This is a genomic window from Pedobacter aquae, assembly GCF_008195825.1.
GTDB lineage: Bacteria > Bacteroidota > Bacteroidia > Sphingobacteriales > Sphingobacteriaceae > Pseudopedobacter > Pseudopedobacter aquae.
The window spans coordinates 3238989-3265711 of record NZ_CP043329.1; the positions used below are offsets into that span (position 1 = coordinate 3238989).

At 35.8% G+C, this 26723-nt stretch carries 21 protein-coding genes and 1 pseudogene; 12 read left to right on the forward strand and 10 right to left on the reverse strand.

What is annotated here, in order from left to right:
- Positions 1 to 28: 28 nt before the first annotated feature.
- Together FYC62_RS14280 and FYC62_RS14285 are read left to right on the forward strand one after the other, a co-directional pair.
- Entirely contained in the window at positions 29 to 1795 is a 1767-nt protein-coding gene (locus FYC62_RS14280; RefSeq protein ID WP_394348906.1) for a T9SS type B sorting domain-containing protein, read from the forward strand.
- Between the two features lie 20 nt (positions 1796 to 1815).
- Positions 1816 to 2703, forward strand: a complete 888-nt coding sequence (locus FYC62_RS14285) for a PorP/SprF family type IX secretion system membrane protein (RefSeq protein WP_168199456.1) — start codon at positions 1816 to 1818, stop codon at positions 2701 to 2703.
- A 71-nt stretch (positions 2704 to 2774) separates the two neighbouring features.
- Here FYC62_RS14285 and glmS read toward each other — a convergent pair whose 3' ends face one another.
- The 3 genes from glmS to FYC62_RS14300 all read right to left on the reverse strand — a co-directional run bounded on the left by glmS (position 2775) and on the right by FYC62_RS14300 (position 6923).
- The gene (gene glmS, locus FYC62_RS14290) at positions 2775 to 4616 is read right to left on the reverse strand and encodes a glutamine--fructose-6-phosphate transaminase (isomerizing) (protein WP_149075425.1); all 1842 of its coding nucleotides are present in this window, start codon (positions 4614 to 4616) and stop codon (positions 2775 to 2777) included.
- 74 nt (positions 4617 to 4690) lie between these two features.
- Positions 4691 to 6079, reverse strand: a complete 1389-nt coding sequence (locus FYC62_RS14295; RefSeq protein ID WP_149075426.1) for a DUF4270 domain-containing protein — start codon at positions 6077 to 6079, stop codon at positions 4691 to 4693.
- A gap of 19 nt (positions 6080 to 6098) precedes the next feature.
- The gene (locus FYC62_RS14300; RefSeq protein WP_039452003.1) at positions 6099 to 6923 is read right to left on the reverse strand and encodes a glycogen/starch synthase; all 825 of its coding nucleotides are present in this window, start codon (positions 6921 to 6923) and stop codon (positions 6099 to 6101) included.
- Between the two features lie 145 nt (positions 6924 to 7068).
- Here FYC62_RS14300 and panC point away from each other — a divergent pair, with 145 nt between their 5' ends.
- The 7 genes from panC to FYC62_RS14335 all read left to right on the forward strand — a co-directional run bounded on the left by panC (position 7069) and on the right by FYC62_RS14335 (position 15270).
- Complete coding sequence (panC, locus tag FYC62_RS14305; RefSeq protein ID WP_149075427.1) at positions 7069 to 7905, forward strand: pantoate--beta-alanine ligase; 837 nt, start codon at positions 7069 to 7071, stop codon at positions 7903 to 7905.
- A 34-nt stretch (positions 7906 to 7939) separates the two neighbouring features.
- The gene (panD, locus tag FYC62_RS14310) at positions 7940 to 8290 is read left to right on the forward strand and encodes an aspartate 1-decarboxylase (RefSeq protein ID WP_039451998.1); all 351 of its coding nucleotides are present in this window, start codon (positions 7940 to 7942) and stop codon (positions 8288 to 8290) included.
- Positions 8291 to 8596: 306 nt separating this feature from the next.
- A complete protein-coding gene (locus tag FYC62_RS14315) occupies positions 8597 to 9736 on the forward strand; it encodes an acyl-CoA dehydrogenase (RefSeq protein ID WP_149075428.1) in 1140 nt (379 codons plus the stop codon).
- 863 nt (positions 9737 to 10599) lie between these two features.
- Complete coding sequence (locus FYC62_RS14320; protein WP_149075429.1) at positions 10600 to 11466, forward strand: hypothetical protein; 867 nt, start codon at positions 10600 to 10602, stop codon at positions 11464 to 11466.
- 25 nt (positions 11467 to 11491) lie between these two features.
- Positions 11492 to 11776, forward strand: a complete 285-nt coding sequence (locus tag FYC62_RS14325) for a type IX secretion system membrane protein PorP/SprF (protein ID WP_240534746.1) — start codon at positions 11492 to 11494, stop codon at positions 11774 to 11776.
- A gap of 105 nt (positions 11777 to 11881) precedes the next feature.
- On the forward strand, positions 11882 to 13177 hold the full coding sequence (locus tag FYC62_RS14330) for a TlpA disulfide reductase family protein (protein WP_240534747.1): 1296 nt from the start codon (positions 11882 to 11884) through the stop codon (positions 13175 to 13177).
- On the forward strand, positions 13174 to 15270 hold the full coding sequence (locus FYC62_RS14335) for a M1 family metallopeptidase (protein ID WP_149075431.1): 2097 nt from the start codon (positions 13174 to 13176) through the stop codon (positions 15268 to 15270). Before FYC62_RS14330 ends, FYC62_RS14335 begins: the two co-directional genes overlap by 4 nt.
- On the opposite strand, the gene FYC62_RS14340 is transcribed toward FYC62_RS14335, so the two are convergent.
- Entirely contained in the window at positions 15267 to 15608 is a 342-nt protein-coding gene (locus FYC62_RS14340) for a phage holin family protein (RefSeq protein WP_026905325.1), read from the reverse strand. The genes FYC62_RS14335 and FYC62_RS14340 overlap by 4 nt on opposite strands.
- Before the next feature lie 386 nt (positions 15609 to 15994).
- Here FYC62_RS14340 and rimP point away from each other — a divergent pair, with 386 nt between their 5' ends.
- The 3 genes and pseudogenes from rimP to infB all read left to right on the forward strand — a co-directional run bounded on the left by rimP (position 15995) and on the right by infB (position 20880).
- The gene (gene rimP, locus FYC62_RS14345) at positions 15995 to 16468 is read left to right on the forward strand and encodes a ribosome assembly cofactor RimP (RefSeq protein ID WP_039451969.1); all 474 of its coding nucleotides are present in this window, start codon (positions 15995 to 15997) and stop codon (positions 16466 to 16468) included.
- A 30-nt stretch (positions 16469 to 16498) separates the two neighbouring features.
- Positions 16499 to 17734 carry a transcription termination factor NusA gene (gene nusA / locus FYC62_RS14350; protein ID WP_039451966.1) on the forward strand — a complete coding sequence of 412 codons (1236 nt, stop codon included), beginning with the start codon at positions 16499 to 16501 and terminating at the stop codon, positions 17732 to 17734.
- 63 nt (positions 17735 to 17797) lie between these two features.
- Positions 17798 to 20880: pseudogene (gene infB, locus FYC62_RS14355) on the forward strand (translation initiation factor IF-2).
- A gap of 152 nt (positions 20881 to 21032) precedes the next feature.
- Here the strand turns inward: infB and FYC62_RS14360 are convergent.
- The 6 genes from FYC62_RS14360 to FYC62_RS17710 all read right to left on the reverse strand — a co-directional run bounded on the left by FYC62_RS14360 (position 21033) and on the right by FYC62_RS17710 (position 26482).
- Entirely contained in the window at positions 21033 to 21983 is a 951-nt protein-coding gene (locus FYC62_RS14360) for a glycosyltransferase family 10 domain-containing protein (RefSeq protein ID WP_039451961.1), read from the reverse strand.
- A 6-nt stretch (positions 21984 to 21989) separates the two neighbouring features.
- Positions 21990 to 23828, reverse strand: a complete 1839-nt coding sequence (locus FYC62_RS14365; protein ID WP_149075432.1) for an ABC transporter ATP-binding protein — start codon at positions 23826 to 23828, stop codon at positions 21990 to 21992.
- A gap of 191 nt (positions 23829 to 24019) precedes the next feature.
- Positions 24020 to 24655 carry a glycosyltransferase family 2 protein gene (locus tag FYC62_RS14370; protein ID WP_205943731.1) on the reverse strand — a complete coding sequence of 212 codons (636 nt, stop codon included), beginning with the start codon at positions 24653 to 24655 and terminating at the stop codon, positions 24020 to 24022.
- Between the two features lie 51 nt (positions 24656 to 24706).
- Positions 24707 to 25366 (reverse strand): glycosyltransferase family 2 protein, encoded by a 660-nt coding sequence (locus tag FYC62_RS14375; RefSeq protein WP_240534748.1) that lies wholly within the window; start codon positions 25364 to 25366, stop codon positions 24707 to 24709.
- Between the two features lie 238 nt (positions 25367 to 25604).
- Positions 25605 to 26135: a hypothetical protein gene (locus FYC62_RS17705; RefSeq protein ID WP_240534749.1), complete on the reverse strand. Its 531-nt coding sequence runs from the start codon at positions 26133 to 26135 to the stop codon at positions 25605 to 25607.
- Positions 26066 to 26482: a glycosyltransferase family protein gene (locus FYC62_RS17710; RefSeq protein WP_240534750.1), complete on the reverse strand. Its 417-nt coding sequence runs from the start codon at positions 26480 to 26482 to the stop codon at positions 26066 to 26068. Before FYC62_RS17710 ends, FYC62_RS17705 begins: the two co-directional genes overlap by 70 nt.
- Positions 26483 to 26723: the final 241 nt, after the last annotated feature.

Below are 26723 nucleotides of genomic sequence, written 5' to 3' on the forward strand. Positions count from 1 at the left end.
TAAGTCAACAAGCCAAGTAATAGCCAATGTGAGCACAGCATGGAGAGCATTAGATTGCGATAATGATGGTGTAACCAACGGACAAGAATTAACAGACGGCACAGACCCAAGAAATCCAGATAGCGATGGCGATGGGGTAAGCGATGGTGTTGAGAAAACAGATGGTACTAGCGGTACAAATGGATGTGATTATAAGTTAACAAGCCAAGTAATAGCCAATGTAAGCACAGCATGGAGAGCATTAGATTGCGATAATGATGGTGTAACCAACGGACAAGAATTAACAGACGGCACAGACCCAAGAAATCCAGATAGCGATGGCGATGGCGTAAGCGATGGTGTTGAGAAAACAGATGGTACCAGCGGTACAAATGGATGTGATTATAAGCCAACAAGCCAAGTAATAGCCAATGTAAGCACAGCATGGAGAGCATTAGATTGCGATAATGATGGTGTAACCAACGGACAAGAATTAACAGACGGCGCAGACCCAAGAAATCCAGATAGCGATGGCGATGGCGTAAGCGATGGTGTTGAGAAAACAGATGGTACTAGCGGTACAAATGGATGTGATTATAAGTTAACAAGCCAAGTAATAGCCAATGTAAGCACAGCATGGAGAGCATTAGATTGCGATAATGATGGTGTAAATAATGGTCAAGAAATATTAAATGGAACTAGCCCATTAGTAGCTCCACCATTAAACTTACGTTACAACAATACACCACAAACGGTGATATGTAATGCGGCTATGGTTGCAATGGTACCTACTTCAAGTGGTACAGCAATAACCTTATACACGATATCTCCAAGTTTACCTTCGGGTTTAAGCATTAACCCAACAACAGGCGAGATAACAGGAGTTTTAACAGCTACATTATCGGGCAGTCAAACATATACGGTAACGGGGAGTAATCCAGGAGGTTCAACGACGGCACAGGTGACATTAATTTTCAACAGTGCGCCAACGAATATTGGATTAAGCCCATCGGCTATTTACGAGAACAATGCAGCAGGCGTAAATATTGGAAGTTTAAGCAGTACGGATATAGATCCAGGAGATACGCATACTTACACATTAGTGTCAGGTTCAGGATCAGATGATAATGCAAACTTCAGCATAGTAGGTAATACCATCAGAACCAATACAGTATTTAACTACAATACCAAAAACAGCTATACTGTAAGAATCAGAAGCACAGATGCGGGTGGTTTAAGTTTCGAAAAAGTATTTGTGATTAGCGTGTTGAAATCACCAGATGCAACAGCAACAGGTACCTTAACAGGCAGCAATGATATAGTTGGATCAGGAAAGAATGTAACGATAAGTAAAGGCTATAGTTCACAACTGAATGTAACAGGTTCAGGTCTGGTAAGTTATAGCTGGTCACCATCAACAGGCTTAAGCGCTACTAATATTGCTAATCCGGTAGCGAGCCCATCAGTCACCACTACTTATGCAGTAACGGTAACCAATAGCTTGGGCTTAAGTACGGTAGTTTATGTAACGGTAACCGTACTAGAAGACTATAGCCTAACCCCAGGTAATTTAGTAACCCCAAATAACGATGGCTTTAATGATACGTGGGTGATAGCGAATATCCAGAGCTATCCAGATAATGAGGTAACGATAATAGACAAAGCAGGAAGAGTAGTATACAGCAAGAAAGGATACACGAATGATTGGAACGGACAGTTCAACGGTCAGGAGTTAGTAAGCGGGACGTATTACTACATCATCAATTTTGGAAAAGGAATCAATCCAAAAAGAGGGTTCATTACTGTAATTAGATAATGATAAAAAGAAGCAATCGAATGAGAAGAATAAATATACAGTTAGTAATGTTGATGATGACCTTACTAAGCGCATTAAGTTTACAAGGACAGATCAACCCATTAGGGTCACAGTATTTCCAGAACCGTTATTTGGCAAACCCAGCCATGGCCGGAATAGAGGGAGGCTTAAACGTAAATATAGGCTACAGAAATCAGTGGCAAAAGATGCCGGGCTCTCCAAAGAATACATCAATGACGGTAGATTATAGAGCCAACAAAGTAGGCGTTGGTGTAAACTTTTATAAAGACCAAGCAGGCTTATTAACGAGCAATACATACAAAGGAACCTTTTCCTACCATATGCCAGTAAGCAGCAGAGGTGATGAGTTACACTTTGGCTTATCTGTAGGCTTGAGTAATGACCGCTTAGATAATGGAGGTATTGTTGGCAATACGGCAGACCCATTAGCGGCGCAGTTTAATGATATAGGTATGGATTTTCAGGGCGACTTTGGAATGGCTTATACTGCAGATAAGTTAACGGTGGAAGGGGCATGGAATAACCTGAGAGATAAGCTACAAAATGATAGAAGCGATGATGTCAACTATAACACGTTTTACACCTCTATATCTTATGAGTTTGAGGTACAAGACTGGAAGTTATATCCAAAGGCAGTGTACAGAGGTGTAAATAACTACAAGAATATATTGGATATAGGCGCAGAGGTAAAGACGGGAAATGAGGATTTAGGGGTATTGGGGATGTACCATACGAATAAGAGTTTCAGTTTGGGCGTAAGCTATGAGCATAAGAAGCAATGGGAGTTTATGTTTTTCTACAACGACCCAACAGCAGTATTAGAGAACTACTCAAACGGAAGCTTTGAGTTAGGCTTAAGGGTGAAGTTAGAGAAGAGAAAGAAATAAAAGGTGAATATTTATATGTAAAAAAGGTCCTAACTGCTAGATTAGGACCTTTTTTATGACTCAAAATCTGCTTACTCTACCGTAACTGATTTTGCTAAATTTCTAGGTTGGTCTACATTACAACCTCTCATTACCGCTATATGGTAAGATAATAGTTGTAATGGAATGGTAGCAATTAAAGGTAAGAAAGCCTCATCTGCATGTGGTATTTCAATGGTATAATCAGCCATATTTTTAACGTCTGTGTCTCCTTCAGTAACAATAGCAATCACAATACCTTTTCTAGCTTTTACTTCTTGGATATTAGAGATAACCTTCTCGTAAGAAGAATTTTTAGTAGCAATAACAATAACTGGCATTTCTGCATCAATTAAAGCAATAGGGCCATGTTTCATCTCTGCTGCAGGATAACCCTCTGCATGGATATAAGAAATCTCTTTCAATTTTAATGCACCTTCTAAAGCTACTGGGAAACCACTTCCTCTTCCTAAGAAAAGGCAGTTTCTAGAATCTTTAAGCTCTTCAGCGATTTTAACAATTAAATCATTTGCTTTAAGTGCTTTTTCTACAAGCGTAGGAATACTTTCCAATTCTGTAAGTAATTCTACCAATTTACCCGTAGTTACAGTACCCTTAATTTGCGCTACATAAAAAGCAATTAAAGTAAGTACAGTTACCTGTGCTGTAAATGCTTTGGTAGAAGCCACCCCAATTTCTGGTCCGGCGTGGGTATAAACCCCAGCATGTGTTAATCTAGGGATAGAAGAACCTACCACATTACAAATACCAAAAATAGTTGCTCCCCTTTCTTTAGCAAGCTCAATAGCTGCCATAGTATCTGCTGTCTCTCCAGATTGTGAAATTGCAATCACAATATCTTTTTCAGAGATGATGGGGTTTCTATATCTAAATTCAGATGCGTATTCAACTTCAACAGGAACTCTAGCAAATTCTTCAATCAGATATTCTCCAACCAAACCCGCATGCCAAGAAGTTCCGCAAGCTACAATGATGATACGGTCTGCATTTTTAAATTTCTCTTCGTATTGTTTTAAACCACTTAGCTGTAATTTACCCTCGTTAGGATAAATTCTACCTCTCATGCTATCTTTAATAGAGCGTGGTTGCTCATAAATTTCTTTCAGCATGAAGTGGTCATACCCACCTTTTTCAAGCATCTCTAGTTTAAGTTCTAGCTCATGTATGTAAGGGGTTTGAACAATATTATCAATACTTTTTATCAAAAGCTCATCTCTTTTTAAATAAGCAATTTCATTATCGTTTAGGTAGATAACATTTTTGGTGTACTCAACAATCGGTGTAGCATCAGAAGCAATAAAATATTCTTTATCTCCAACACCAATAACCATAGGGCTACCTTTACGGGCTGCAATTAATTGGTCTGGTTGCTCCTTATCCATAATCACGATAGCAAAAGCGCCAATGACCTCGTGTAAAGCTACCCTAACGGCTTCTTGCAAATCCAAGTTTCCGTTTTTCTGGATATCTTCAATTAAATGGATTAAAACCTCAGTATCGGTATCACTTTTAAAAGTATGACCACGAGAAATTAATTCTTCTTTAATAGGGCCATAATTTTCTATAATACCATTATGTATAATAGCTAGTTTTTCATTACCAGATTGGTGTGGATGCGAGTTTCTATCGTTTGGCTCGCCGTGGGTAGCCCAGCGGGTGTGACCCATTCCTACACTTCCTGATAAATCACTAGAAGCAGCAAAATCTTCTAGATCTTTAACCTTACCTGCTTTTTTATAGATGTTAAGTTCTTTTTTTGGATTGATTAAGGCAACTCCTGCGCTATCGTATCCGCGATACTCTAAGCGATGTAAACCTTTGATAACGATTGGATAGGCTTCTCTGTTGCCTATGTAGCCAACTATTCCACACATAGAAAAAATATTTTGTATTTAGGGGGGCTAAACTACAAAATATTTTTTCTTTAAACGCATGTTGTTTTTATCTATTAGCGTTGGTCTGTATAATAAACCTTTAATTTAGTTTTTATACCTGTTGTATTATTACCACCACCAACTATAGCTCTTTGGATAATATCTAATCTATTTGATTGACCTACTATATCGTAAGCACTAATAAAAGTACCATAATCTATACCGCCATTTACTAAATCTTGTATATGGGTAGTTACGTTAAGACTGTAGGTCTTCTTTGTTGTGTTGTAAAATCCATCAATAAAGCCAAGGCCTAAAGTGTTTAAAGAGGAATTTTCGTCTGGCAAAAACTGTGGCTGGTCTGCAATATCCCATTTATGAATTCTTATAAGTGGAATAGGTTTTAAAGGCGCATCGCTACCATTTTCTAGCGTGAAAATAAGTTCCGCTTTATTGATAACGATATTACGACCTAAGCTTTTTAATCTGGTGATATAAGGAAATTTCAATCTCACTTTAGTACCTGCTAAAGCTTTTAAATACAAAACAGGGTTGCTAACAGCTGTGCTACTTAATGCAGTAGCCACTGGCGTACCAGAAAAATTCCAAGCTAATTCTGTTGCAGCACTTCCAAAATTCCCATTGATAGGGAATGATTGTGAAGTTGTATCTGTACCTCCTGTGGCATTGCTTGTACGGTAAAATATATCTACCCTAGCGCCACTCTCTCCGCTTCCGGTAGTGTTAAATAACATTAGAGCACCTTTATCAGCAGCTATGCTTGATTGGTCTAAAGAAACATGTAAGCCTTTAAAATAATCGGCGAAAGCCTTATTAGATGCTAAGTTGGTTGCTCCGGCATTAATAATTTGGGTGTTAATAAAAGTATTATTTAAAGGAATTCTAAGTTGTGGAATAACTCTTTTAATAGTGTCTGCTCTTCCTACCCTTATATCTCTTATGATGATACTGTCTCTGTAAGAAGGTTTAAAAACTTTTGAACCTACAACATCTGGCTTTTTAAGCCACAATTTACTGCTGGTAAAGGTTCTGCCGTCTTCAAAATATAAAAGCTCATCTAGCTGTCTTACTTGTGCCGTATAATTGGTACTATCGCCATAGCTGGCACCACCATAAGGAAGTACTAAAACCGCAGAATCTATAATAGGATTAGTTCCAAATGTTACAGTGGCAGAAGGCAAAGTTAAAGCTAAGGCCAAATTAGCCGTAGTTTTACCAAACTGAGGATCGTCTAAATAACCTAAAACGTTTCTCGAGTTTTGATTGGTAATAATCTCATCTTCTCTTAAAAGTTTGGTATGGATGGTGCTGGTATCTACAACTTTAGCATTCAAAAGTAGATCTGGATTAACATCTAAACCAATGATAGAGGGGTCTTGGCATCCGCCCAAAATAAAAAGACTTATCAACAGGGTTAATAAGCCTAAATTTTTAAATCTCATATGATCTTTTAAAATAATATTATGCTACTGATATCAGTATATCAGACGCTACTTCCTGATAAAAATTGTAATAATTCTCTAAATCTAATGTAGAATTATAATCTAAAGTAGGTTTGTCAGAATTTTTAACAAAATTTAACACCTCATCATGTATGGTTTCTGCGCCAAATACCACTGCATCAGCATAATCTATTGCAGCTTTATCTAAAGCAACGCTAGAAGCATCAGCATAATTTACGGTATCTGCTTCTTGCATACCTTTCATAACTGCTTTTTTAGCAAAATCAGCACCTAAAGTTTCATTGAAACTATGTGGGTATAAAGAGTAAACTATTTTTGAATCTTTAAAAGTAGGGTCGTCTTTATAAATCGTTTTTAAATAAGCAGGTACTAAAGAAGTCATCCAGCCATGGCAATGAACGATATCTGGAGACCAGCCTAATTTTTTAACCGTTTCTAAAGCGCCTTTGCAAAAGAATATAGTGCGTTCATCGTTATCGGCATAAAACTTTCCTTTTCCATCATTAAATACATGTTTACGTTGGAAATAATCTTCATTATCTAGAAAGTAAACCTGCATTCTTGCAGAAGGTATAGATGCAACTTTTATAATAAGAGGATTGTCGTTTTCTCCAATAACAATATTCATCCCTGATAAACGGATTACCTCGTGTAGTCTGTTTCTTCTTTCATTGATGTTGCCAAAACGCGGCATAAGAATTCTTATCTCGAATCCTTTATCTTGCATGGCTTGTGGTAGTTGTCTTGTGATTTCAGAAATTTTTGTAATCTCCAGAAATGGTGACATTTCATGAGTGATAAACAAAAGCTTGGTTTTTCCCATCTCCTAATCTTTGTTAAGTTTTTGTTAAGAAGTGATTTTTAGAACTGCAAATATAATCATTATCTGGTAAATTATCAACGATTTACGTAAATGCTTTTGTTTATTATAAACTATTTCACAATTTTAGCCCCAAATTTTTATTTCTTTGAAAAGAATAACTCGCAAAGAAGATTTAACTTCTTTACTACTTCAATATAAACAGGAAGGTAAGCGCATAGGATTAGTGCCAACCATGGGCGCTTTGCATCAGGGACATCTCTCTCTTGTTCAGCAATCTTTAAAGTATACCGATGTTACCGTAGCGTCTATATTCGTAAATCCAACGCAGTTTAATAATAAGACAGATTTATTGAAATATCCTAAGCCTATAGCAGAGGATATTGCTAAGCTAGAGCAAGCCGGTTGTCATATCCTTTTTCACCCCGAGGTTGATGAAATGTACCCCGAAGTAGATGAGCCTTGGGAGTACGAAGTAGGCGAGCTAGACCTTTTACTGGAAGGCGAATTTAGACCTGGTCATTACAAAGGTGTAACCCAAATTGTTTATAAGCTTTTCAAAACGGCTATCCCAGATGTTGCGTTCTTTGGACAAAAAGATTATCAACAGTTTTTGGTCATCAAGAAAATGGTTAACGATCTTCATTTACCCATCCAATTAAAAAGTTGCGACATTATAAGAGAAGCAGATGGTTTGGCGATGAGCTCTAGAAACATCCACTTAAACCCCGAAGAAAGACTTGCTGCTTTAAGCTTAAGCAAAGCGCTACTTTTTATCAAGGATAATTACAATTTATTGTCTATAGACGAGTTAAAACAACAAGCTAACAAATTTTTTACAGGCTCTAATTTATTGAATCTAGAATATTTGAGGATTTGTAATCCTGATAATTTGTATGATTTACAAGAAAAAGGACCAGCTATCGCCTTAATTGCTTGCTTTGTAGGTACAACCCGGCTCATAGATAATATGATGTTAGCCTAACATTTTTTCTAAAATTCTATACTAACTTTGTGTTATGATTATTGAAGTCTTAAAATCTAAAATTCATAGAGCTAAAGTAACGCAATCCGAACTTAATTATGTTGGAAGTATTACTATTGATGAAGATTTAATTGATGCTGCCAATATGATACCTAATGAAAAAGTGCAGGTGGTAAACAATAATAACGGAGCTCGTTTTGAAACCTATATCATTAAAGGCGAAAGAGGTAGCGGTACCATTTGCTTAAATGGATCATGTGCCAGATTAGCCCAAGTTGGTGATATCATCATCATTGTTTCTTATGCCCATATGGAAATGGAAGAAGCTAAGAAATATCAACCTGTATTGGTTTTTCCTGATGAAAATAACCGACTGATTAAATAGCTTTTAAAGTATATAGTAGAAAGTATAAAGAGCCTGAATCATTGATATTCGGGCTTTTTCTTTTATGGATGATACCTAGTTATAATTTAGGAGGATACACTCTTATCATTTTTAATACTTAAAACTCGAAAACGATATAAAGTCTTCATTTTACTCAAATTCCTTTTCTCTAAGCCATAACCCTATCAAATTGTAATTTTTTTGATTTATTTTACTATGCTTGCATAATAATTATTATCTTGTAATGATTAAACCTATGGCTACAAGCCAATACTCTTATTTTGTTAACATTAGAATGTTTTAATTATGCATTTTCAATTATCAGAAGAACATATCATGATTCAGCAGGCGGCAAGAGATTTTGCTCAAAACGAGTTAAAGCCTGGCGTTATAGAAAGAGATGAGCATCAAAAATTTCCGACAGAACAGATAAAAAAAATGGCCGAATTAGGTTTTATGGGGATGATGGTAAGTCCTGAATACGACGGAGCAGGTATGGATACTATTTCTTATGTTTTGGTGATGGAAGAATTATCTAAAATAGATGCCTCTGCCTCTGTGGTGATGTCGGTTAACAACTCTTTAGTTTGCTACGGCTTAGAAAAGTTTGGTACTCAAGAACAGAAAGAGAAATACCTGAAGCCCTTAGCCAGAGGAGAAGTCATAGGTGCATTTTGCTTATCAGAACCTGAAGCTGGTTCTGATGCTACCTCGCAACATACCACAGCTATAGATATGGGCGATCATTATCTGCTAAACGGAACCAAAAATTGGATCACCAACGGAAGTTCTGCCTCTACCTATTTAGTGATGGCACAAACAGATGCTAGCAAAGGCAGTCATGGTATTAATGCCTTAATTGTAGAAAAAGGAATGGAAGGCTTCACCATTGGTCCAAAAGAAAATAAATTGGGTATTAGAGGTTCTGATACCCATTCTTTAATGTTTAGTGATGTTAAAGTACCTAAAGCCAATCGGATAGGTGAAGATGGTTTAGGTTTTAAATTTGCCATGCAAACCTTAGACGGCGGCAGAATTGGTATTGCAGCTCAGGCTTTAGGTATTGCTTCTGGTGCTTTTGAGTTAGCTACACAATACGCCAAAGAGCGTAAAACCTTTGGTAAACCCATCGCCAACCATCAGGCAATAGCCTTTAAATTGGCCGATATGGCTACCCAAATAGAAGCGGCCCGTTTAATGGTTTTGAAAGCAGCTTGGTTAAAAGATAGCGGCCAATCTTACGCACAAGCCAGCGCAATGGCCAAATTATATGCTTCTGAGGTAGCTATGCAAACCACTATAGAAGCAGTGCAAATACACGGCGGTTACGGTTTTGTTAAAGAGTATCATGTAGAACGCTTAATGCGTGATGCCAAAATAACGCAGATTTACGAAGGCACTTCTGAAATACAAAAAGTAGTTATTTCCAGAGAGGTGTTAAGGTAATAGGAGATTTAAAGTTTTTTTCTTGCGCTCGTTTGCAACGAGTGCTTCATCTGGTTCCACGATCGACACCTAACCCATTTGCAAGGTATCCTCCTCTTGGAGGAGGTGCAGGAGGAGGAAACTAGGACAACAAGTTTTTTCTTGCGCTCGTTTGCAACGAGTGCTTCATCTGGTTTCACGATTGTATCGTTGGTGATGGTCATCATGATAACCATTATAGCCACGGGTTTAAACCCGTGGCTATGAAATTAAACAAGTATAGGGCTATATTCTTGTATTACTACTTAACATTCCTGAAAGCGTAGCAATACCTTGTTCAATAAAAGCACAAGGCGCAGTTCTTGTTCCGCCCTAACTTGATATTCCATTTTGGAATATCAAGTTTTTTAAATTCCTCCTCTTAAAGTTGAAAGATGGAATCTTCTAGGAAACGTTTGATATTTCTTTTACTCCTTTATTAAGATTTCCTGTTTGTCACGCTCATAAAGACAAAAAACCTTTTAAACACGACTTAAATACAAGCTAAGCTCCTCCCTCTTTGATTCTCCCTCCAAAGGGAGACACTAGCGGCATACTTACAAACGTGATGAATCTTTATACGCTGTACTTTTTACTTTCTACTTTTAAAAATCCACCATGCAAGGTATCAACCTTTAGATGATGGTTTAAAGTCTTCCACTTTCCGCCTTCCACACCTTCTTCGTACCATGTTCGGTACTTGTTCGGGAAATACCCCCATTTTTCAGAAGGTGTCTGGGAGAAGCTCAGGAGAAGTCTAGAAGGTGTTATGGATAAAACGTGGATAAAAGGTGGAGTATAGGTGGGCTATACGTGGACTTAATGTTAATAAATTTTTAGATTTTATGGATTTTTTTTACTTTAGGTTAATCAAATCTATTGAAAAATTGGCAGAACAAAAAGGATTATTTCGATTTTCTGGAAAATTAGGAAATACCGTGGGTTATACCCGAGGTAAAAAGTATGTACAGCGCTCCAAACCTGCTTCTTACCAAGCAAGTGAGGAAAGTATCAAGAGCAGTTTAGAATTTGGCTATGGTAGCAAAGCTTGTGTATTACTTAAAGAAGCATTCAAGCCTTTGTTATTAAAAAGTTTTAAGGGAACCTTACACAACCGTTTAGCAGAAGTATTAAGGGCCGTTATCAGAAGTGGTCCTTTGGCCATAAAAGGTAAAAGAAAAATTTTTGATGGCGATGTTTCTCGCTTAAAAGCTTTTGAGTTTAATGCCAATATTCCATTTCATAAGCTTTGTAGTAAGTTGCCGCAAGTCAGTTTATCGGCAACAGAAGTTTATTTAAAATTAGATACCATCGTATGGCAAGAGCATATTCAAGCACCAGCATCTGCAACGCAGGTAAAAATAGGTTTGGTATGTTCTTTCGTTAACTTTAATGATGATAGTTATAACTCTATCCTTGTTGGTGCGATTAAAATTAAATCTGGTGAAACTTTAAAAGGTGCAAGTTTAAGTATACCTATACCACAAGAGGAAGAAATGGCTATGATTATAGTAGCTAATATCTATTTCGAATCAACAAATTATGGAGCTGAGTATATAATGGGCGGCAAGAAATTTGAGGCTGCCCGTATCATAGAAGCTGTACATTTTAAAGATGGGAAGCCCTACGTATTTATTCAGGAAGATATACCTAACCCTGTAAAACTTATAGATCAGGTTAAACCTGATGTATTTTGGGATATTGAGGAATAGCCAAAATCATAGTGCTATAAGTTATATGATAGCACTAAAGAATGATTTTAGTGTACGTCCGCTGTTAGCCTATAGAGGAGTAAAAGGATACGATAACCAGTATGATATAGCCGCAGAGTGGGGCTTAGAAGATTTGAAGTTTTACACGATGTACCATAGCAATAAGAGTTTTTCGGGAGGCTTAGGCTATACCTATAAGAATCAGTTAAACATAGCTACGATGTACAATTCAGAGCCAGTAGCTGTAAGAGGTTTTAGTGGTGGTGTATTTGATATCGTGGTTGGTTATAGGTTTAACAAGAAGTTCTAAAATAAAAAAGCGTATAGAAATATATGGAAATCAGCCTCAAGCATTAGCTTGGGGCTTTTTTATTTAACAGCCAATTATTCATAAATTTGAACCTTATCAAAGCCAATGAAAAACAAAATTGGCTTGAATCATGTAATGCTTTACAGACATAAAAACATCATGAATATTAAAAATCTCATTTATAGCATTCTTACCTTTTTTGTTTTACTTACAGTAGCTTGTCAAACCACAAATACTACCTTAAATAGGGGTATTTGGAGAGGTGCTTTAATTCATGAAACGGGTGCCGAAGTGCCTTTTAATTTCGAATTGAAAGATAGCTTAGGCAAATGGCAAATGTTTATCATGAATGGTCAAGAGCAATTTAAAGTAGATGATATAAGCCGCGAGAACGATTCTATCTTTATTAAAATGCCACTTTATGATTCTGAAATTAAGGGCATTATTACAGATAATAAAATAGAAGGCTATTGGGTAAAACACTTGGCAGATAAAGACGTAAAGATGGATTTTGTAGCCCAATATGGGGTAAATTGGAGGTTTAAAGATCAACTTGAACCAGCTACACAAAATATTACAGGCAAATGGGCAACTATATTTACCAACCTAGAAGGTAAAGATACTACCCTTGCCATTGGGAACTTTAAACAAGAAGGTAATCTAGTAAGTGGTTCTTTTCTTACACCAACCGGAGATTACAGGTATTTAGATGGTGTTTTAGATGGCGATGAGCTGAGTTTATCAACTTTTGATGGTGGCTTTGCCTTTTTATTTACAGCAAAAGTAAGTGGCGAAACCCTAAGTGAGGGTAAGTTTTATTCGGGTTTTTCTTCGCAAGAATTATTTACCGCTAAAAAGGATGAAAACGCTACACTACCAGACGCTTACAGTTTAACCTATCTAAAACCGGGTTTTGAGAAGGTAGATTTTGCCTTCCCAGACATGAATAAAAAGCCAGTAAGCTTAAAAGATGAGGAGTTTAAAAACAAAGTCGTTATTCTGCAATTATTAGGTTCTTGGTGTCCTAATTGTATGGATGAAACTGCTTTTTTAAGTAATTATATCCGCCAAAATAATTTTGATGATGTAAAGGTTTTAGGCTTGGCTTATGAGCGAACTGCAGATTTTGATAAATCTAAAGCAAACTTGCAAAAAGTTATCAATCGTTTTCAAGTACCTTACCCATTCTTAATTACCGGATATACCAATAAAAAAGGCGAACCTGCTAAAAGTTTACCCATGCTAAATGCTGTTATGGCCTTCCCTACCATGATTGTGATAGATAAACAAGGGAAAGTTAGAAATATACATACCGGGTTTAACGGACCCGGAACCGGCAAATATTATGAAGACTTTGTAAAAGAGTTTGAAACACTCATTAGTACCTTAAGAAAAGAATGATTTTGAATTTCATCCATAAATGCTGCTTTTTTCTACTTGCGGCATTTTTTTTATCTGCCTGTGGAAAAATACATTTTATAGAATTTGAGCCTATTTATGTACATGCTCATAAAGCTGGTGCTAAAGTTTATCACGCAAGTTATACCCAAAAAATTGATATTCTTCATACAGATTTAGACGTTTCTTTTAACTGGGATAGCGCTTTTGTGTATGGCGAAGCTCGTATTGAAGCCCAAGCCTATTTTTACGCTACAGATTCTCTAGTTCTAGATGCTAAAGGCTTTAAAATACATCAGATTCAACAACAAATTCATGAGCAGTGGCAAGCAGTATCTTATACTTATGCTGATCATAAAATCACCATCCGCTTAAATAAGACCTATCAGGCAAAAGAACCATTCGTGATTAAGATTAATTATACCGCAGCACCTCGTAAGTTAAGGGTTGGCCGAGATATTTTTTCTGCCGATGATAGAGGCTTGTACTTCATCCAAACAAAAGGAAAAAAACAAATTTGGACACAAGGAGAAACGGAAAATAATTCTTGCTGGTTTCCGACGATAGAAAATCCGGCTGAGAAGATGACGCATCAATTCAATATCCGAGTAGAAGATAAATACAAGACACTTTCTAATGGCTTTTTAAAAGAAAGCATCAAACATACAGATGGTACCCGTACAGATGCTTGGTTGATGCAACAGCCCCATGCGGTGTACTTAAGTATGTTGGCCGTTGGCGAGTTTGAAATTACGGATGATACATGGAATGATATTCCGCTTCGGTACTATACAGAAAAGGCTTACGCAGCTACCGCAAAAAAGGTTTTTGGGAATACACCAGCCATGCTTGATTTTTTCTCTAAACAGTTGAACTATCCTTACCCTTGGCCAAAATACGACCAAATTGTGGTACGTAATTTTGTAAGCGGAGCTATGGAAAATACTACAGCATCGGTGTTTTATAACGGACTTAACCTTACAGCAGCACAACATGAAGATTATAATCAGGATGATATTATAGCACATGAACTTTATCACCATTGGTTTGGAAATTTAGTTACTACAGAATCATGGTCTAATTTGCCTTTAAACGAGTCTTTTGCAACTTATGGAGAGTATTTGTGGCGAGAATTTAAAAATGGAAAAGAAGATGCAGATGAACATCTTAACCAAATGGCGCAAACTTATTTCAATTATGCTGAAAACCGAGATGCAGATGTTATCAGGTTTAATTATGCTGATAAGGAGCAGATGTTTGATGCCATATCCTACCAAAAAGGAGCTATTATTTTACATAACCTGAGGACTTTAGTTGGTGATGAAGCCTTTTTCGCATCCTTAAATTTATACCTCACTCAAAATGCTTACCAAGCGGTAGAAATTCATCATTTAAGATTGGCTTTTGAAGAAGTAACAGGTAAAGATTTAAACTGGTATTTTCAACAATGGTTTTTAGCTAAAGGATATCCAGAACTAAAAATCATGAAAAATTATGATGCGCAAAATCAGCAATTGATGATTGAGGTAGAGCAATTACAAGACACAACATCTGCACCGGTATATCAGCTTCCTATAACTGTAAAAACTGTTTTTAAAGGTAAGCCAAATTACCATGATATTCTTGTAAGCGATGTAAAACAGCGTTTTATGATTCCTGTTTCAGCAACTCCTGATTATATTAAATTTGATGTCCGCAACAATTTACTTATTAAAAAGCAGGAAGATAAAAGTGAAAAAGATTATGAAAATCAGTTTTTATATGCTGATAATTATTTAGATAAACTTGAGGCTATTTCCTATTTCGAAAACCATAAAACAGCCATTCCGGCTGTAAATATCTTTCAAAAAGCGCTTGCAGATACTGCCTGGCCTATCATCTTAAAAGGTTTAGAAAACTATAAGTTATATACGCAAGATTTCAAAAATCAAAATTTAACAAGGGTGAAAGATTTAGCCGTAAAACATCCAAAATCACTTGTAAGAGCAGAGGCAGTTAAAGTGCTTAAAAGACATTATTCAAAAGCAGATTATAAGGAGGTGCTTTCTAAAATTAAAGAAGATGTATCAGCTTTAGTTCATAAAGCTTTGTATTAATCATCTTTTTTAAAGCCCCCGAACACCATTTTAATAACAGCCAGAACCAAAGCAAATAATAAAGCCGATAAAAAGCCAGAAGTATTAAAGCTAGTCATCACTTCATCAACCAGTAAAACCATTAAAACGGTAATGATGAAAGACATCAGCCCCAGCGTAAGAAAATTAATGGGGAAAGTAAAAATCCTTAAGATAAAACCAATAGTAGCATTAGCTAAAGCGATTAATATACCAGCTAAAACCGCTGATAAATAACCATCCACACTCACTCCTGGAATTAAAAATGCAGCAATAGCTACCGCTAAGCCCATCAATAAAATTTCTATTATTAAACTCATCACAAAAGATTTTAATCCTAATCTAACAAAATTTAAGCCATTTGGGTAGGTTTTTAGTGATTAGTTGGTTAGGTTGTTAGTCAATAGTTGGTTAGTTGGTTAGTTTGTTAGTGATTAGTTGGTTAGGTTGTTAGTCAATAGTTGGGTAGGCCCGATAGCTATCGGGAGTTGGTCCTAAATATGGGTCAAAGGATTTCTAGTAAATGAGATGTGATTTTAATATGTCCACTGTTAGCCTTTTTACTTCCGCTTTTCGCTTTCCGCCTTTAATCAAGCCACTTGATAATCAAAATTTTAAAATCTGAAAAATTTTATTACATTTGCAGTGTTGAAAAAAGAGGGGGCTAATATTGTCCCCTCTTTTCATTTATCCAAAAACTATTGTCATGGGTGTTGAACAGAGAGTTAGAGCTTTAGCAGAAGAAAAAATAGCAGACAGACCTGATTTATTTATTGTTGAAATTAAAGTCATCAATAACACCAAAGTTATTATTCTTTTAGATGGCGATAATGGTGTAGGAATACACGATTGCGCTTTGGTAAGCAGACACGTTGGTTACCATTTAGAAGAAGAAAATTTGCTAGACCACGCCTACAATTTAGAAGTAAGTTCGCCTGGTTTAGATACACCTTTAATTTTGGATAGGCAGTTTGCTAAAAACATAGGTAGAAATGTAACCGTAAAACACCTTAACGGTGATAAAGTGGAAGGCACTTTACTATCGGCAGATGAAGAAAGCATAACGGTAGCACATCAAGTAAAAGCTAAAGGTGCAAAAACCAAAAAAGCAGAACTTGTAGAAAGTAAAATTTTAAAAAATAGTATCGCTGAAGTAAAAGTAAGCGTATCTTTTAAATAGTAGCATTAATAAAATATTGATGAGAATAAAATGAATAGCATTAACTTAATTGATTCATTTCAGGAGTTTAAAGACTTCAAAAATATCGACAGACCAACCGTTATCAGCGTGTTGGAAGAAGTGTTTCGCAGTATGCTGCGTAAGCGTTTTGGTACCGATGAGAATTGTGATGTGATTGTGAATCCTGATAATGGGGATTTGGAGATTTGGAGAACTAGAACCGTTATGGAAGATGGTTTCTCTGAAGATGATGACCTGGAAATAGAATTGGCAGATGCACATAAAATTGATGCTGATTTAGAAGTTGGTGATGATTTTATCGAGCAAATCACTTTAGAAAGCTTTGGAAGAAGAGCTATTTTAGCTGCTCGTCAGACTTTAGTATCTAAAATTTTAGAATTAGAGAAAGATGAGATCTTCAAAAACTATAAAGATAGAATTGGTGAGATTGTAACTGGCGAGGTTTATCAGGTTTGGAAAAAAGAAACTTTAGTTTTGGATGATGAGGGTAACGAGTTGATTTTACCTAAAACAGAACAAATTCCTGCAGATTATTTCAAAAAAGGCGATACCGTTAGAGCGGTAGTGCTTAAAGTTGAAATGTTAAACAGCAATCCAAGAATCATCATTTCAAGAACAGCTCCTGCATTCTTACAAAGATTATTTGAGCTTGAAGTTCCTGAGATTTTTGATGGCTTAATTACCATTAAAAACATCGTTCGCGAGCCAGGAGAAAGAGCAAAAGTTGCAGTAGAATCTTATGATGACCGTATAGATCCAGTAGGAGCTTGCGTAGGTATGAAAGGTTCTCGTATACATGGTATTGTTCGTGAATTGAAAAACGAAAATATCGATGTTATCAACTTCACCAATAACATCTCTTTATACATCCAAAGAGCTTTATCGCCAGCAAAAATATCATCTATTAAATTAGATGACGAAACCATGAGAGCAGCCGTTTACTTGAAACCAGACCAGGTTTCTTTAGCTATCGGACGTGGCGGACATAACATAAAATTGGCAGGTAAATTGACGGGCTACGAAATAGATGTTTACCGCGAATCATCAGAAGAAGACGAAGACGTAGACTTAGAAGAATTCTCTGATGAAATTGACGGCTGGATTATAGACGAATTTAGAAAAGTTGGTTTAGATACAGCTAAGAGTGTATTAGCACTTAATGTAAATGAATTAGTGAAACGTACTGATTTAGAAGAGGAAACTATCGAAGAAGTACTAGAAATTTTAAGAGCAGAGTTCGAATAATTTTAGATTTGCATTAAGTAAACGTACTTTTGTTTTAAAATTAGAATAGAAAGATCATAATAGATGTCAGAAGACAAAAAGTTAGGAATATTAAAAGTTGCAAAAGAACTAAACATCGGTATTGGTACGATAGCTGATTTTTTAGGTACTAAAGGTTTCTCTGTAGAAGCCAAACCTAATACAAAGCTAACCGATGAGATGTACGGAGCTCTTTTAAAAGAATATCAGGGAGATAAAATCCTGAGAGAAGAAGCTAAAAACATTGTTATTGGCAAGATCCGTCGTGATGACGCTACTCAGGTGAATGAAAAACCAGAATCTACTGAAAGACAAGAATCTCAGGACTCAGACAATGAAATCCTGATAAAGAATACAGGTTCAGCAGTTCCGGTTTCACAAGAGACTGAGAAAGTAGAAGCTCCAAAAGCGGAGCCTGCGCCAAATACTGGCGGTGTAAAAATTATTGGTAAAATAGACCTTGATAGTTTAAATTCTAAAACTCGTCCTGACAAGAGGAAAGAAGAAGTAAAACCGCAGGCAGCGGCACCTCAAGAAGTTAAAAAACCTGATGCACCACAACCAGTACCGGCTCCAGAGCCAGTTGCTGAGGTTGTAAAACCTGTTTTAGAAGTTAAACCAGAGCCTAAAGTTGAGGTTAAAGCAGAACCAGTTGCAGAGCTTGTAAAACCTGTGGAAGAGGTTAAACCAGAGCCCAACGTGGAGGTTAAACCAGAGCCTAAAGCAGAAGTTAAACCAGAGCCAGTTGCTCCTAAGGCAGAAGAAATTAAACCAGAGCTTAAAGCTGAGGTTAAACCAGAGCCAGTTATAGAGCCTGTAAAGCCTGCTCAAGAAGAGCCTGTTGATGATGAAGTAATTAGAGCTAAAGCTCAGCAATTAAGCGGACCTAAAATTATTGGTAAAATACAACTACCTGTTAATAAGAAAAAAGATCAGCCTGTTGCATCTTCATCAAACCCTAACACGGCAGATAATAAGAGAAAACGTAAGCGTAAGCCTGCACCAGGTGGCCAGCAAAATAGGCCAGGTGGCGGCGCTCCAAATACCAACCCAGGAGGAGGGCAACCTGCTACGGGTGGTGGTTACCAAGGTAACCGTCCACAAGGTGGAGGCCCAGGACAGGGAGGTCAGAACAGACCTGCTTCAGGCGGACAAGATAATAAAGGCGGAAGACCACCACACAAAAGAGGTCAGCCTTTACCACCTAAGGTAGAGCCTACAGAAAAGGAAATCCAAGACCAAATTAAAGCTACTTTAGCCCGTTTAAGCGGTGCCGGTAAATCTGGTAAGTTTGCACAACGTTCTAAATTGCGTGGGCAGAAGAGAGATAGAGCATCAGCAAATGCCGAAGAAGCAGCATTAGAACAAGAATTACAATCTAAATATTGAAAGTAACAGAATTTGTTACTGCCAATGAGTTAGCTAACATGATGGATGTTTCTGTTACAGAAGTTATCTCTACATGTATGAGCTTAGGAATGTTTGTATCTATTAACCAAAGGTTAGATGCAGAAGCCTTAACCATTGTTGCTGATGAGTTTGGATATGAAGTTCAGTTTGTAAGTGCAGAGGAAGAAGAGTTTAATTTAGAAGAAGAAGATACAGAAGAAGCCTTAATCCCTCGTTCTCCAATTGTTACCGTAATGGGTCACGTAGACCACGGTAAAACATCTTTGTTAGACTTTGTGCGTAAAGCCAATGTTATTGCAGGTGAAGCCGGTGGTATTACGCAGCACATTGGTGCATACGAAGTAGTAGTAGAGGGCGATAAGAAAATTACTTTCTTAGATACACCGGGTCACGAAGCGTTTACCGCAATGAGGGCTCGTGGTGCTAAAGTAACAGACGTAGCTATTATTGTAATTGCTGCGGATGATAGCGTGATGCCTCAAACCATTGAAGCAATAAACCATGCACAAGCGGCAAGTCTTCCAATTGTATTTGCGTTTAATAAAATAGATAAGCCAGGTGCTAATACCGATAAGATAAGAGAACAACTAGCTGCTATGAATATTTTAGTAGAAGAATGGGGTGGTAAATACCAAACTCAGGAAATTTCTGCTAAATCTGGCTTAAACATAGATAAGCTATTAGAAAAAGTATTGTTAGAGGCAGAATTATTAGACTTAAAAGCTAATCCTAATAAGAGAGCTGTAGGTACAGTAATTGAAGCACAATTAGATAAAGGTAGAGGTTATGTAGCTACAGTTTTAGTAGAAGCAGGTACTTTAAGAGTTGGAGATCCGATATTAGCAGGTTCTTACAGCGGACGTGTTAAAGCGTTATATAATGAGCGTGGTAATCGTGTAGAAAAAGCTGGTCCAGCGGCACCAGTTCAAGTATTAGGTTTCCAAGGTGCACCACAAGCAGGTGATAAGTTTAACGGTGTAGAAAGCGAACCAGAAGCTCGTGATATTGCAAACAAACGTTTACAATTACAACGTGAGCAAGGTTTAAGAACCCAGAAACACATTACACTGGATGAAATTGGTCGTCGTTTAGCTATTGGTAACTTTAAAGAGCTTAACATCATCATCAAAGGTGACGTGGATGGTTCTGTTGAAGCATTATCAGACTCTTTACAAAAATTATCAACCGAGGAGATACAAGTTAAAATTGTACACAAAGCAGTTGGTCAGATATCAGAATCTGATGTATTATTAGCTACTGCATCTGATGCTATTATCATTGGTTTCCAAGTTCGTCCATCAGCAGGAGCTCGTAAGTTAGCAGAGGCAGAAGAAATAGATGTAAGATTATATTCTATTATCTACAAAGCTATTGATGAGATTAAAGCTGCTATGGAAGGTATGTTGGCACCAGAATTTGAAGAGAAAATTGTGGCTAATGTAGAAATCAGAGAGACCTTCAAAATCACGAAAGTGGGAACAATTGCAGGTTGTATGGTTCTAGATGGTACCATCAACAGGAACAGCAAAATCAGAATCATACGTGAGGGTGTAGTTGTTTACACTGGCGAGTTAGACTCTTTAAAACGCTTTAAAGACGATGTTAAAGAAGTTAACCGTGGTTATGAGTGTGGTTTAAATATCAAGAACTTTAATGATATTAAAGTAGGAGATATCGTAGAAGCTTACGAACAAGTAGAAGTGAAAAGGAAGTTGTAATTTCCTTTTTTAAATATTAAAATTTAAAGAGGCTGTCTCAAATTACCATTTTGTGTCAGGCTGAGCGGAGTCGAAGCCTTTTCTAAGCATATCAGAGAACATTTCGACTCCGCTCAATGTGACAGATACTATTTTTGAGACAGCCTCTTTTTTTATGCCTGATTTATTATTTCTTTTAGTTTTAGTTCGAGGTTGGAGATAGTTTGTATGATATATTCTGCCGCGGTATCTTGGAAAGGATTTTGAGAAATAAAATCTAGATACAATTTAGGGTCTTTATGAAGTCTTTCTACATCTTCAGATAGTGTGTTTTTAAACTCATCAAAGAAAATGATGCTGGATGGCTTGAATATATTGGGCTCGGGTTTTTGTGCACTACCCCAATAAATAGGGATGCAGCCTGCAGCAAAAGACTCAAATAATTTCTCGGTGGTATAACTCTCCTGATTTGTATTCTCTGGACAGATATTAAATTTATAGTTTTCTAAGAATTTAACCTTATTATTGGCAAATTCGGTTTGCAATCTAGCTGTATTATTAAATAATTTGCCAGCGCAATCAACGGTTTCTATAGGATTAAGGGTATTAACTATTTTCTTTCTGATTCCATTCTCATCATGCCTAGCAATTAGACTACAAAATTTTTCACGTACTATAGGCTTGTTGTTTTTGTAATAGTTTAACTGCTTAAGTTTTTCTTTTGCCTTTTCTAAATCAACGGTGGGTTCAAAAAAGTCGAGTATCCATAAGGGTAACCTGAAATATTTTTCGTGTTGCAAATCATCAAAACCTAATGCTAAATCAACCTCAGGTAAGCAATAGTCATGATATTTTTTGAAGCGTGACATAGTTTCGCCTGAGAAAAAGATATTAATTGCTGCTTTTTGCTTTTTTAAGACATATCTAGGGCCAAAAACCGAGAAAAAATTAATGCTTTTATTCTTCGGATTTAGGTTTCTATCAACGATGAATTTCTGTAACCAAAAATTATTATAGTCTTCTATCTCCCAAAAATTGTAGAAACTTATGGTTGAATTTCTAAATATCTTCTTTTCCTTTAGATATTTTTTATGCCGTTTAGCTAGTAAAAGAAAGTATTTCATGCCTTTCTAATGATTAGTAAATTCTTGCATGTTAATAAGCTTCTTATAAAGACCCTTATGTTGGGTTAGCTCTTGATGAGTGCCTTTTTCTATGATTTTCCCATTTTCTAACACTATAATTTCATCGGCATTTTGTATGGTACTTAGCCTATGAGCTATAATAATGGTTGTTCTATTTGCCATTAGATGGATTAATGCCTCTTGAACTAGTTTTTCTGATTCTGTATCTAATGATGATGTTGCTTCATCTAATAGCATGATTGGCGGATTTCCTAAAACTGCTCTTGCAATACAAATTCTTTGTTTTTGACCGCCTGATAGTTTAATTCCTCTATCACCAACATTTGTTTGATAACCCTTATCTGTTTTCGAAATAAACTCGTGAGCGTTGGCAATTTTTGCGGCCTCTTCTACTTGTTCTAAAGTAAATCCTTGGCGCCCAAAAATGATATTGTTTGCAATGGTATCATTAAACAGGATAGATTCTTGGTTAACAATACCCATTAAGTTTCTTAAAGAATATTGAGTTATATTTTTTATATCCTTACCATCTATAGATATTTTACCTTTTTGAGGGTCTATAAAACGTGGAATCAAATCTAATAAGGTAGATTTTCCAGCACCAGAGGGGCCAACAAGGGCAATCGTTTTTCCTCTAGAAATTTGTAAGCTTAATTGATTTAAAACGTGTTTTTCTCCGTAAAAAAAGTCAACTTCTTCAAAGTTAATAGCATGTTTAAACTCAGCAATTTCAGTAGCATCTTCATCATCAGTAATGATGGATGGAGTATCAATAAGCTCTAATACGCGTTCACCAGCAGCTATGCCTTGGTAAATATTACTGAAAGATTCAGAAATAGCTTTTGCAGGACGTAATAATTGAGAGAAAGCACCAATATAAGTAATAAACCCTGCTGCAGTAATATTAGAATCGTTTTCAAAAACTAAAGACCCCCCATAAATTAAAATTCCTGATAAGGTAAGTACACCTAAAAACTCTGAAACTGGAGAGGCCAATTGTTGTCTTTTGGCGATAGATTTATTAATGTTGGAATAGTAATTATTTTCTTTATTAAATTTCTCTTGAGTGTAACCCGTTGCATTAAAAGCTTTGATAATACGCATTCCACTGATAGCTTCATCAACCAAACTCACCATGATACCAAAAGAGCTTTGCGCTTCTGTAGCTTGTGCTTTTAGTCTTTTTACAATTTGAGCTATTACTAAACCAGATACTGGTAATAGCAAAAGGGTGAAAAATGTAAGTTTAGCTGATATAGAAAAAAGTAAAATTAGATAGCCAATAATGAGTAAGGGTTCTTTAACAATCACCTGTAAAGTGTTGGTAACAGAGTACTGAACAACTTGTACATCCGAAGTTATTTTAGAAATGATATCACCTTTTCTTTCATTATTAAAAAAATGGATGTGTAGGTTGGTTACCTTTTCAAATACATTTTTTCGTAGATTTTTTAAGGTATGAATTCTTAGGTTCTCTATAACTCTTTGAGAGAAATACCTAGATATATTACTTATAAAAACACAAGTAACCAATACCGCAGCAACAAATATTAAGGCTCCTTTATGGCCGTAAGTAACAGTAAACTGGTTTAAATAGAAGTTGAAAAGATGTGATAAATATTCAAAAGTAAAATCAAATTCTGGAAATTGGTTATTTTCTAAGTTTTTGGTAGGGTCTTGATTAAATAAAACATTTAAAACAGGTATAAGCAAAGAAAAAACAATTGTATTGAAAATGGCATACAAAACCGTGGAAATAGAATATGGAATTGCAAATTTGCTTAGAGGTTTTGCAAAACTTAGAATCCGAAAATAGATTTTCATAAAATTAATTAGCTAAAAATTGTATCCATTAGGAATAGTCTTGGTTTTCTCCCTAATGGTATCATAATATACAGAGAGATTTTGGCTCTCATTATTCCTTTCATTTAAATGGTGATATAAGTGAAAACATGTTGCTGCCATTTTTAATTGTCTTCTATAAACACCATTGTTTACTAGTCTGGCAGCTAGTTCTATATCTTCATGCCCCATCCTGTTAAATTATTATTATAACCATTAACAGCAATAAAGTCTTTTTTCCAGAAAGCAAAATTACAACCTCTAAGGTTATTTGTTCGTGTTTTACTTCCAAAAAATAAAAAGGCCAATTTTGGTAATCTAGTAGCGTTAATTTTTGATTTGACTACGCTACGCATCAAGGAGAAGTTTAATTCTTTTTCTTTTAAAATTTGCTGCGTAAAATTACTAGGAAGCATAGCCCTACTTCCTTTAATAAAGAAATTCTCTTTCGCAAAATGTAAATGATCTGCAATAAAATTGGGGTGTAATAACATGTCTCCATCAATTTGTATGATATAATCATGGCTAACCTCTTTAATAGCATTATTCATGATTAAGGTTTTTCTGAAACCTTTATCTTCATGCCAAACATGTTTTATGTTAAGCTTATTTTTAAAAGCATTTATAACCTCCGCTGTTTGTGGTTTTGAGCCATCATCAGCAATTACCACTTCCGTTGGTATGATGGTTTGTTGCACAATACTTGTTAAAACCAGCTCAAGTGCCTCGGGCCAATTATAGGTTGATACAAGAAGAGAACAAGTACCTAAAGCCATTGTGCTAGATGTATTGATTAATGCCTCGTTCACAAAATGCGGTTTTATTTTGAATAGCCAATTTGAAAATCTTCATATTATTTTCTAATGTTTTTTAGAATTTTCTTTATGCCATATATGATACACGATACCACCTAGTTTAAGGAATCTTTTCTTTATGCCAATATTTAATAATCTTGTGATAAATTCCTTGTCTTCTGGGCCCCATCCAAGAAATTCTTCATTATATCCATTCACTTTTATGGCATCAGCTCTCCAGTAAGCCATATTACAACCATGAATTTCATAAAGCTCATCTCCTTTCATCTTATAGTTGTATTCAAAGAAGCGCCATAAATATGGGAATCTTATTGCACTAAATTTATTGCTTACACCTTTATCTAGATAGCTAACACTTTTTAGCTCGTTATTTAATAATTTTATGGAAGTGCTTTGGTCTAAATAAATTCTACTAGCTCTAACAAATGAATTAAGCTTGGCAAAATGTAAATGGTCTTTTACAAAATTTTTATCCAGATATAAATCTCCATCAATTTGTATGATGTAATCAAAAGCTGCAACAGCAAGGGCTTTATTTCTTATCTCTGATAGTTTAAAACCTTCATCGGGTTGCCAAACGTGTTTTATTGGAATAGGGCAGTTTATCTTAAAGCTTTCAATAAGTTGCTTGGTTTCATCTTTAGATCCATCATCTGCAATGATAATCTCATTTGGCTTAATAGTTTGTTTAAATATACTTTTCAAGCAAACCGAAAGCGCATCCGGCCAATTATATGTAGAAATTATTAAAGAACACTTTGGTAAAATTTTCATAAAAAAAGAGCATTTAATAAATCCAATGTCATTGTAAATGATTAAAAGTCATTAATAGGGCTAAGTTAAATACTGTCTTAGCTATTATTTTTATAATTTAATTTTAAAAATAGTGAATAAATTCACATTTGATGATTTACTCCCTCGTGGAAGTTTATCAGCATCATCTTTACTTTATCTTATTATAGTTTTTGTATTCAAAAGGCCTATATCCGGTTCGCTCTTCTATCCATTTCAATAAACGCCTTCTAAAATTTAACTTTTTCTTTACCACTGTGGGGTCATAAGAGAATTCCCAATTGGTATTCGTAATTCTTTTCTGAATTGCTACAGGGTGACTGGCATTAAATTTTACCAACTCATCTGCATTACCATAATCAAAGCTTTCTGCTTTTGGTATATGGGTTTCAATCCATTCATCATCACGGTAAAATTTATTAAAGTTTCTTACCTTATTATTTAACCCTTGTGGCGGTTTAACCCATCCATAATGATAAATATAAGCATCAATTTCTTTTACCTTTATTTTTCTATCCTCGTATCTAAACCCTTGTGCATCTCTATAAGAATGTATGCCTTTTAGATTTTTGATGATTCTTATTTCTTTTCTGTACCAGCGTCTGGATGTAGCTATATAATCATAAGAACCGTAAAAATGTAGGTACTTAAATAGTAAGCCTTCAATGTTTTTATCAGGCAAACATAGTTGCATTTCTTTTTTATGGTTTCATGGTATTTTTCATGCACAACCTCATCACCTTGGATATAAAACGCCCAATCTGCATCTGGAGATATAGCTTCAAAAGCTTTATCTGTTTCTAATGCAAAAGTTTTACCGCCTTCTCTTAGGCTATCATCCCAAACGGTATTAATAATTTTTATTTTGGGCGATGCTATAGCTTGTAATAATTGTAAAGTATCATCGGTAGAATTACCATGAGCAATAATAAATTCATCACAAAGTGGTAAAATGGAAGTAATAGCCTCTACTATCGGATAATCATTAACTACAGCATTTCTAATAAAGGTAAAGCCAGCTACTTTCATCTTTCTGATAAAGTTTTGATTTTAATATTCGTGAATAAAAGTAACAAAAATACGATGCTAATACCACTTATCTGCCTTTCCATGCTATTATCTGTAAACATATGGAAGATAATGGGAATTATAAATGCTAATGATAGGCTGTTTCGGTTTATTTCTCTCCATAAGAGTATGAACCCAAATACGAAAATCAAAAAGCTAAAAATTACTCCATAAGAGGCTAAATAATATAAGTATTGGTTAT